Here is an 8,336-nt window from a genome sequence, read left to right on the forward strand (position 1 = left end):
CGGGGGGGGGGGGGGGTGGGGGGCGCGCAGGCCATGGCCGAGCGCCACCGCAAGGCCCGCGAGCGTGACCCAATGCGCCGGCCGGATCGAGGCATAGTCCTGATAAGTCAGGATGTCGGCATTGGCCTGGAAAACCAGCCAGGCTGAGACGCCCGAGGTCGCCGCATACCAGCCGGCTTCGAGACAGGCCGTGAGCAGCCCTCCAAGAAGCGCCACGCCCGCGAGCACTGGCACAGAGACGGGCAGCTTCCAGCGATACAATCCGCGATAGAGCATCAGCAGCAGGAACAGCCCGCTCATCAGCACGGGCTCGGTGACGTCGATCTTCGATTGCAGCGCGAAATGCAGCAGCGCCAGCATCGCGATCGGATAGACGAGGTTGTGCAGGCGCTGCCAGTTCTTGCCGAGCCTCCGGATCATGCCGTCGGTCGAGGTCACGCCTTGCGCGACGAGGCCGATCAGCGCGACGAAGCCGATCGTCAGGTAGAAGCGCTTGACGATCTCCGAGACGATCAGCCCCCAGTCGAAGGCCATGTCGATGCAGTAAAGCGCGAGATGCCCGAGCGCATAGGCCATCACGCCGAGGCCGAGCATGCGGCGGATGCCGATAAGCTTGCCCCAGTCGAAAAGCCGCCGGAACGGCGAGACCGCGAGCGTGGCGATGAGGATCCTGACCGTCCAGGTTCCGGTCTGGTGGATCGCCTGCGTCCAGGGCTTCGAGCCGAGCTGGTGCATCCAGGCCGCGTAGAGCAGCATCAGCGCCGGTACGAGCAGCAGCGCGAAGGCGGCAGCCCTTAAGGTCGAGAACCGGCCCTGCCGGTCGGTCCAGGGCAGCCAGGTTCGTAAAGCTGTATTGGCGGGACGGGCGCTCATGACCCCGGCATAAACGATGGGGTCGGCCCCTGTCCTGCACGTCTGGACACAAGCGCGTGAATGGGTTGTCCTGCCGGCCCTTTCAATCGGGTTCGGTCATGGCTTCCAGCACTCCCATCGTCGTCTTCGATGTCGGCAACGTCCTGCTGCGCTGGGATGCGCGGCTGATCTATCGCTCGCTGATCCCGGAGCCCGAGCGGCTCGATTGGTTCATGCAGAACATCTGCACCGGCGACTGGAATCTGGAGCAGGATCGCGGCCGCTCCTGGGAGGAGGGCGTGGCCCTTCTGGTCAAGCAGCATCCGGAATGGGAGCGCGAGATCCGCGCCTTCGACGAGAGCTGGCACGACAGCGTGCCCCATACCATCGCTGACAGCGTCGCCGTGCTGGAGGAGCTGAAAGGGCAGGGCGAGAAGGTCTATGCCATCACCAATTTCTCGCGCGAGAAATGGGCGGAATGCCTGATCCGCTTCCCGTTCCTGCAGAGCTTCGACGGAGTCGTCGTCTCGGCCCATGAGCGGATGCTGAAGCCGGAGCGCGCGATCTACGAGGTGCTGTTCGATCGCTATGGCCTGAAGGCCGGGGACTGCATCTTCGTCGACGACAGCGAGAAGAATGTGGTGGGGGCCCGCGCCGCCGGCATGCGGGCCGTCCATTTCGTCGAGCCCATCGACCTGCGCGCTGAACTGCGCGGCCTGGGCGTCAGGCTCTGACGGGCAGAGCCTGACTGATAAGGGCGCGGTCGCTCAGGCCGCGCTTTTGATCGCGACGGTCGGCACGAGGCCGGCGGCATCGACGCCGCGGGCTTCGCCGACCAGCCGGGCGCCGGCCTTGGTCGCGAGGAAATCGGCGAGGACGGCGTCTTCCTGGCGCACGAAGCCCTTGGCGGGCAGCTTGCCGGCGAGGAAGAGCTCGACCATCGCGACGCAGCCGGCGGCGGTGGTGAGCTGGATCGCGCCGAGCTCGTCATTGCCGTCATAGCGCAGCACGACGCTCTCTTCCTCCAGGCGGCCGTTGCGCTCGCCGACGCCGGTCACGAAGATCACGACCACGTCCTTGCGGGTGAAGGGCGCGGAATGCGTCAGGATGCGGCGCAGCGTCTCGCGGTCATCGGCGAGGTCGAGGTCGCGCAGCAGGAGCTTCATGATCTCGGCATGGCCGGGATAGCGCAGCGTCTTGTAGCTCATGTTGCGCACCTTGCCGGCGAGCGTCTCGGTCAGGGTGCCCAGCCCGCCCGAGGTGTTGAAGGCCTCGTAGGCGACGCCGTCGATCATCACGCTCTCGATGCCTTCCAGCGCCGGCACCAGCGTCGGCTGGCCGTCGAAGACGATCTCGCAGGGGTTGCAGTACTCGTTGATCAGGCCGTCGACCGACCAGGTCACGTTGTAGCGCAGCGCATTGGTCGGATAGAGCGGCAGCGCGCCGACACGCATCTTGATGGCGCGGACGGTCTCGAAGCGTGCCGCCATATCGGCGCCGAGGATGCAGATGAAGCCCGGGGCCAGGCCGCATTGCGGAACGAGCGCGACATCGGAGGTTTCGCCGAGGTCCTTGATATAGGCGGTGGTGGCGACGTCCTCGGTCAGGTCGAAGTAATGGGTCTTGGTCTCGGCCGCGACCTTGGCGATGCCCTTGTTGAGGAAATAGGGGCAGGCGCTGACGACGATGTCGCGGTCCTTGAGGAACACGCGCAGCGCATCGAGATTGGACGCGTCGACGGTCTCGGTGGCAAAGCGGCCGCCGGCGGCGTGCTTGAGCTGGGCGGCGGAGGCGTCGGCCAGCGTCACCTGATGGCCCTGCTCGGCCAGCATGCCGGCGATGATGACGCCGATCTGGCCGGCGCCGAGCACGGCAATGCGCTTGTGAATGGTCATGTTGCGATCTCCTGGTGGGGTCTCGGGCAGGCCAGGAGCCTCCCCCTCGATGCGCAGCATCGCCGCAAGCCGTGCAGGTTTTAACAGGCGGATCGCCGGCGGAGGGGATTATGATCAGTCAATTCGATGGGATATGATCAAGAGTGATGGGAAACGATGAGGGCCTCGGCGGGCTCGTCCTCAGCGTTCGAACTTGCGGGCCAGAATCACCGAGGAGATGGTCCGGCGCACGCCTTCCATCTCGGCGATCCAGTCGATGATCGTGTCGAGGTCGCTGGAGGTCTCGCACTCGATCTTGACGCTGAGGTCGAAATGGCCGCTCAGCGTGTGGCACTGCACGATTTCAGGCCGTTTCTTCAGCGCGGCGACGACGCCGCCCTGCTGCTTCATCTCCAGCTCGATCATGATCAGCGCCGAAATGGTGGTCGCCGGCCGGCTCGCCTTGCCGAGGATCGTGGTGTAGCCGGCGATCACGCCGTCGCGCTCGAGCCGGCTGAGCCGCCCCTGCGCCGTCGCTCGGGAGACGCCGAGCTGCTTGGCGATCTCCGACAGCGGCAGGCGGGCGTTCTCGGTCAGGATGCGGATGAGATCGCGGTCCTTTGCGGCGTCTGACGGCCGTGCCATGTCGTCTCCAGCGGTTCAGCGGGCCGTCATATAGCAGGGAAACGGGGCAGCCTCGCAAGGGCTCGGTTCGCTCTGCGATCTGCGAGCCGTTCAGGGGCCATGGAGCGGGAATCTGCCCGAAAAGGAACATCTTGTGGTCCGAAGCATTGTCGGCACGCCGGAGGGGACTTGCTTCGGGGCGCAAATCGGAGTGGCATGCCGACCGGCGGCAGCACGCTTTGCCATGGAGAACGCCATGTTCAGGACTTTCATTCTCGCATCAGCATCGGCCTTTGCTCTCGCCTCCTTCTCCGTGACGCCTGCCTCGGCGCTGACGATGAAGGAATGCAGTGCCAAGTATCAGGACGCCAAGAAGGCCAATACGCTGAAGGGCCAGAAGTGGAACGATTTCCGCAAGGCCCAGTGCGGCGATGACGATGCCAATGACGCGGATGCTGCGGCTGCCGTGCCGGACACCCCGGCGCCGACCGCTGCCGCTCCTGCCGCCAAGCCGGCCGGCAAGGCCAAGGCCGCGGTCTTCCCGAAGGCCGTTTCGCAGAAATATTCGAACGAGAGCGCCGGCAAGGCCCGCCTCAAGACCTGCGCCGACCAGTACAACGCCAACAAGGCGGCCAATGCCAATGGCGAGCTGAAATGGATCGAGAAGGGCGGCGGCTACTGGAGCCAGTGCAACACCAAGCTGAAGAGCTGATCCTTAGCCAGACGCAAGTTTCCGGAACGCCGCGCCGCGAGGCGCGGCGTTTCCATTTCTACAGGGATTGCGAAGGGCGCGATCCCGGATCGGCCGGCCGGGCCGGAGCCGGTGGCGTCTGCTGCCGGCCCTTGCCGATCATCTCGCCGCGCGAGCGGATGACATGGGCGGTCACCACCTCCTGGACGCGCTTCTCCGCGGCATCGCGCACCGCGTTGCGGTTGGCCGGCCGCCCGTCCTCGTTCTCGATGAGTTCGATCGTGGCATGGGTCAGGGCATCGACATCGCCCTTGCAGAACAGCATGGCGGCCTTGGCGACGACCTCGGCCTTCTCGTCGGTGAGCAGCATCGTCGCGCCCTCGCGGCCGATGCAGGCCAGCATCTTGGTGCGGATCAGGTCGCGCGTCTTTTCCAGCAGCGCCTTCTTCTCGGCCCGTGCGGCGCGTTCCTGCTCCGTCGGCTGAGGCGTCTGGGCCTGGGCGGGCGCACCAGGCGTGACCGGGCCGCGCACATGGGCACTCTGCTTCACGCATTCGACCAGCGCTGGCAGCATCTCGCCGGTCGAGGTCAGCGCGAAGGTATAGCGTGCGTCATTGGCGACCAGTTCGAGATAGCGCCCCTGCCGGAAAGCGTTGATCAGGGCGGATTGCGCCGGCATGGCGATGGTGACGAGCGTCGGCGACTTGATATTGGCGGTCACGTCGATGGTCGAGCTGCGGTCGAAGACGAGCTGGAGCTTCAGCGTCTCACCGGTCCTGAGCTTCCATTCGGGCTTCGAGAAGCCGAGCAGCCAGGAGAATTGCGCCGTCACCGAGGTCAGCATGGTCACGCCGCTCTTGTAGCGGGCGCTGACGGCGCAATGCGAGAAGGCGCCGGTCTGGTCGTTGGTGAAGGTCCCGCCCGACCAGTTGCCGACGACGATCTTGCCGAACGGGCCGGCGGCAGCGGCCGGCAGCGACAGGAGACAGCTCAGGGCGACGATCGCGGCCCGCATCAAGGTTCCTCCGTTGAAGCCCATCCCAAGGCTAAAGCAGGATAGGTGCCGGGGGGAACCCGCTTTTTCGTCAGGTCGCCCGGCCTGATTGACCGGGCGACCCTGCAATCATCAATCGACGACGCGCACCGCGCCGCGGGCCGCACTCGTCGTCGTCGCCGCATAGGCCTTCAGCGCGGTCGTGACCTTGCGCTTGCGCGGCGCGGCCGGCTTCCAGGCATCCTTGCCCTTGGCTTCCATCGCCGCGCGACGACGCGCCAGCTCCTCGTCGGAAACCTCGAGCGAGATGCTGCGATTGGGGATATCGATCGCGATGACGTCGCCGCTCTCGACGAGGCCGATCGCGCCGCCCTCCGCCGCTTCCGGCGAGACATGGCCGATCGAGAGGCCGGACGAGCCGCCCGAGAAGCGCCCGTCGGTGATCAGGGCACAGGCCTTTCCGAGCCCCTTCGACTTCAGGTAGCTCGTTGGATAGAGCATTTCCTGCATGCCGGGCCCGCCGCGCGGTCCCTCATAGCGGATCAGCACGATATCGCCGGGCGCGACCTTGCGGTTGAGGATGCCCTCGACCGCAGCGTCCTGGCTCTCGAAGATCACGGCCGGGCCGGAGAATTTCAGGATGGAGGCGTCGACGCCCGCCGTCTTCACGATGCAGCCGTCGAGCGCGATATTGCCGAACAGCACGGCGAGACCGCCATCCTTGGAATAGGCATGCTCGGCGCTGCGGATCACGCCCTTCTCGCGGTCGGCGTCGAGCTCGGCGAAGCGCCGGTCCTGGCTGAAGGCGGTCTGGGTCGGCACGCCGCCCGGCGCAGCGCTGTAGAAGGAGCGCACCGCCTCGCTCTGGGTCTGCGTGATGTCCCAGCGCGCCAGCGCGTCCGCCATCGTGGCGCTATGGACGGTCGGCAGCGAGGTGTCGATCAGCCCGGCGCGGTCGAGCTCGCCGAGGATCGCCATGATGCCGCCGGCGCGATGGACGTCTTCCATATGCACGTCGGCGACGGCCGGCGCGACCTTGCAGAGCACGGGCACGCGCCGCGACAGCCGGTCGATATCGGCCATCGTGAAGTCGATCTCGGCCTCATGCGCCGCCGCCAGCAGGTGCAGCACGGTATTGGTCGAGCCACCCATGGCGATATCGAGTGTCATCGCGTTCTCGAAGGCCTTGAACGAGCCGACTTGGCGCGGCAGGACGCTCTCGTCGTCCTGCTCGTAATAACGGCGGGCGAGATCGACGATCAGATGGCCGGCTTCGACGAAGAGGCGCTTGCGGTCGGCATGGGTGGCGAGCGTCGAGCCGTTGCCCGGCAGCGCGAGGCCGAGTGCTTCGGTCAGGCAGTTCATCGAGTTCGCGGTGAACATGCCCGAGCAGGAGCCGCAGGTCGGGCAGGCCGAGCGCTCGATCACGTCGACCTCGGCGTCGGTATACTTGTCGTCGGCCGCCGCGATCATCGCGTCGACGAGATCGACCTTCTTGAGCACGCCCTCGGCGATGAACTTGCCGGCTTCCATCGGGCCGCCCGAGACGAACACGGTCGGGATGTTCAGGCGCATCGAGGCCATCAGCATGCCCGGCGTGATCTTGTCGCAATTCGAGATGCAGACCATCGCGTCGGCGCAATGCGCGTTGACCATGTATTCGACGCTGTCGGCGATCAACTCGCGCGAAGGCAGGCTGTAGAGCATGCCGTCATGACCCATGGCGATGCCGTCATCGACCGCGATCGTGTTGAACTCCTTGGCGACGCCGCCGGCCTTCTCGATCTCGCGCGCCACCAATTGGCCGAGATCCTGGAGATGGACATGGCCCGGCACGAACTGGGTGAAGGAGTTCACCACCGCGATGATCGGCTTGCCGAAATCGCTGTCCTTCATGCCGGTGGCGCGCCACAGGCCGCGGGCGCCGGCCATGTTGCGGCCATGGGTGGAGGTGGCGGATCTCAAGCGAGGCATTGCTAAGCGTCTCCGGTCTCGGGCTCGGATTTGTCCCGTTGGGCGATACGCTATCGCCCGCGCGCCCTGCGGCAAAATTGAATTCTTCGATTTCCATGATCGGCGCCGCGCATGGCGGCTCCCGGCTCTGCCTATGGGACAGATGGTTTCCGAATTGCCATAACGGTTCCTGCCGAACCGCGAGGGAAGTGAGGACGCCGCGCCATGCTGCGCAATATCGACGTGGACCTGCTGCGCAGCTTCGTCACGATCGCGGAGCTCAGGAGCTTCACGCGGGCCGCGGCCGCATTGTTCCGCAGCCAGTCGACGGTCAGCACCCAGATCCGCCGCCTCGAGGAGCTCGCCGGCCAGATCCTGCTGCAGCGTTCGCCGCACGAGGTTCTCCTCACGCGCGCGGGCGAACAGTTCTTGGGCTATGCCCGCCGGATCGTCGCGCTGCATGACGAGGCGCTCGACGTCATCAATGCGCAGAGCGTGAGCGGCCGGGTCCGGCTCGCGGTGATGGACGATTACGCCACCATCGTCCTGCCGGAGACGCTGGCGCGCTTCGCCCGCTCGCATCCGGAGGTCGAGCTGGAGGTCACGACCGGCTTCACGCGCGATCTCCTGAACAGCCTCGGCGAGGAATTCGATCTCGTGCTCGCCACCCAGAAGGCCGGGGACGGCCGCGGCGAGGTACTGCGCAAGGAGCAGACCGCCTGGGCATGTTCGGATCGCGTGGTCCTCTCTCTCGAGGAGCCGCTGCAGCTTGCCTTGCTGAAGGCACCGAACATGTTTCGTGAATGGGCACTCGACGCCTTGAACGAGGCGGCACTGCGCTGGCGCATTCTGTTCTCGTCGTCGAGTATCGGCGCTGTCGAGGCGATGGCAGCGTCCGGCGTAGCGCTGACCGTGGTCAAGGCAGGTACGGCCCGCCCCGGTCTTCAGTTGCTCGGTCCTGAGCACGGGCTGCCCGCTCTGCCGGCCTCCGAAATCGCGCTGCATCTGGCACCGGGCCGTGCATCTGCCGCTATCGCGGCACTCAGTGCCTTCCTCGCGGAAACCCTGAGCGATGCCGCTCCTCTTCCCTGAGGCGGTATCTTTCGAGGCTTTATCTGCTGGCCTGGAACGGGGCAGGTCCAGCTGGCCGGCGAAGGAGCTTCGAAACAGGTCCGGCAGCAGCCCATTCGCGGCTCCAAACTTATCCTTTCGTCTTAAGTCTCTGGATTTATTACGGAACTCATTTTTGTCGAAAAACTTTCAAAAAGCGCGTTGACAGGAGAAAGGGGTCCCGCCTATAAACCGGCCATCGAGACGGCGCCGCCGCTGAGCGGCGCCTCTTCTGCGC

The 8,336-nt window shown here is 65.8% G+C and carries 8 protein-coding genes; 3 read left to right on the plus strand and 5 right to left on the minus strand.

Features of this window, described 5'->3' with window-relative positions; all coding sequences use genetic code 11:
* Positions 1–873: protein-methionine-sulfoxide reductase heme-binding subunit MsrQ (locus tag NUV79_RS24865; RefSeq protein WP_257735760.1), on the minus strand; the 873-nt coding region annotated here is incomplete at its 3' end.
* Between the two features lie 98 nt (positions 874–971).
* Between NUV79_RS24865 and NUV79_RS24870 the strand changes: the two genes are divergently transcribed.
* Positions 972–1,586 carry an HAD family hydrolase gene (locus NUV79_RS24870; RefSeq protein ID WP_257735761.1) on the plus strand — a complete coding sequence of 205 codons (615 nt, stop codon included), beginning with the start codon at positions 972–974 and terminating at the stop codon, positions 1,584–1,586.
* A gap of 33 nt (positions 1,587–1,619) precedes the next feature.
* On the opposite strand, the gene NUV79_RS24875 is transcribed toward NUV79_RS24870, so the two are convergent.
* Together NUV79_RS24875 and NUV79_RS24880 are read right to left on the minus strand one after the other, a co-directional pair.
* A complete protein-coding gene (locus NUV79_RS24875; protein ID WP_257735762.1) occupies positions 1,620–2,747 on the minus strand; it encodes a saccharopine dehydrogenase family protein in 1,128 nt (375 codons plus the stop codon).
* Between the two features lie 180 nt (positions 2,748–2,927).
* On the minus strand, positions 2,928–3,371 hold the full coding sequence (locus NUV79_RS24880) for an Lrp/AsnC family transcriptional regulator (RefSeq protein ID WP_257735763.1): 444 nt from the start codon (positions 3,369–3,371) through the stop codon (positions 2,928–2,930).
* Between the two features lie 235 nt (positions 3,372–3,606).
* On the opposite strand from NUV79_RS24880, the gene NUV79_RS24885 reads away from it, so the two are divergent.
* Positions 3,607–4,062, plus strand: coding sequence for a hypothetical protein (locus NUV79_RS24885; RefSeq protein WP_257735764.1), 456 nt, complete (start codon positions 3,607–3,609; stop codon positions 4,060–4,062).
* A gap of 58 nt (positions 4,063–4,120) precedes the next feature.
* On the opposite strand, the gene NUV79_RS24890 is transcribed toward NUV79_RS24885, so the two are convergent.
* Together NUV79_RS24890 and ilvD are read right to left on the minus strand one after the other, a co-directional pair.
* Positions 4,121–5,056 carry a hypothetical protein gene (locus tag NUV79_RS24890; RefSeq protein ID WP_257735765.1) on the minus strand — a complete coding sequence of 312 codons (936 nt, stop codon included), beginning with the start codon at positions 5,054–5,056 and terminating at the stop codon, positions 4,121–4,123.
* 111 nt (positions 5,057–5,167) lie between these two features.
* Positions 5,168–7,009, minus strand: coding sequence for a dihydroxy-acid dehydratase (ilvD, locus tag NUV79_RS24895; protein ID WP_257735766.1), 1,842 nt, complete (start codon positions 7,007–7,009; stop codon positions 5,168–5,170).
* Between the two features lie 204 nt (positions 7,010–7,213).
* Between ilvD and NUV79_RS24900 the strand changes: the two genes are divergently transcribed.
* Complete coding sequence (locus NUV79_RS24900) at positions 7,214–8,080, plus strand: LysR substrate-binding domain-containing protein (RefSeq protein WP_257735767.1); 867 nt, start codon at positions 7,214–7,216, stop codon at positions 8,078–8,080.
* The last annotated feature ends 256 nt before the right edge of the window (positions 8,081–8,336 follow it).

Source organism: Allobosea sp. 47.2.35 (assembly GCF_024655635.1).
GTDB lineage: Bacteria > Pseudomonadota > Alphaproteobacteria > Rhizobiales > Beijerinckiaceae > Allobosea.

Excerpts from the sequence above, each read along its gene's own strand:
- NUV79_RS24875 (WP_257735762.1), bottom strand. The coding sequence starts at position 2,747 with ATGACCATTCACAAGCGCATTGCCGTGCTCGGCGCCGGCCAGATCGGC.
- NUV79_RS24880 (WP_257735763.1), bottom strand. The coding sequence starts at position 3,371 with ATGGCACGGCCGTCAGACGCCGCAAAGGACCGCGATCTCATCCGCATC.
- NUV79_RS24900 (WP_257735767.1), top strand. The coding sequence starts at position 7,214 with ATGCTGCGCAATATCGACGTGGACCTGCTGCGCAGCTTCGTCACGATC.
- ilvD (WP_257735766.1), bottom strand. The coding sequence starts at position 7,009 with ATGCCTCGCTTGAGATCCGCCACCTCCACCCATGGCCGCAACATGGCC.
- NUV79_RS24890 (WP_257735765.1), bottom strand. The coding sequence starts at position 5,056 with ATGCGGGCCGCGATCGTCGCCCTGAGCTGTCTCCTGTCGCTGCCGGCC.
- NUV79_RS24885 (WP_257735764.1), top strand. The coding sequence starts at position 3,607 with ATGTTCAGGACTTTCATTCTCGCATCAGCATCGGCCTTTGCTCTCGCC.
- NUV79_RS24870 (WP_257735761.1), top strand. The coding sequence starts at position 972 with ATGGCTTCCAGCACTCCCATCGTCGTCTTCGATGTCGGCAACGTCCTG.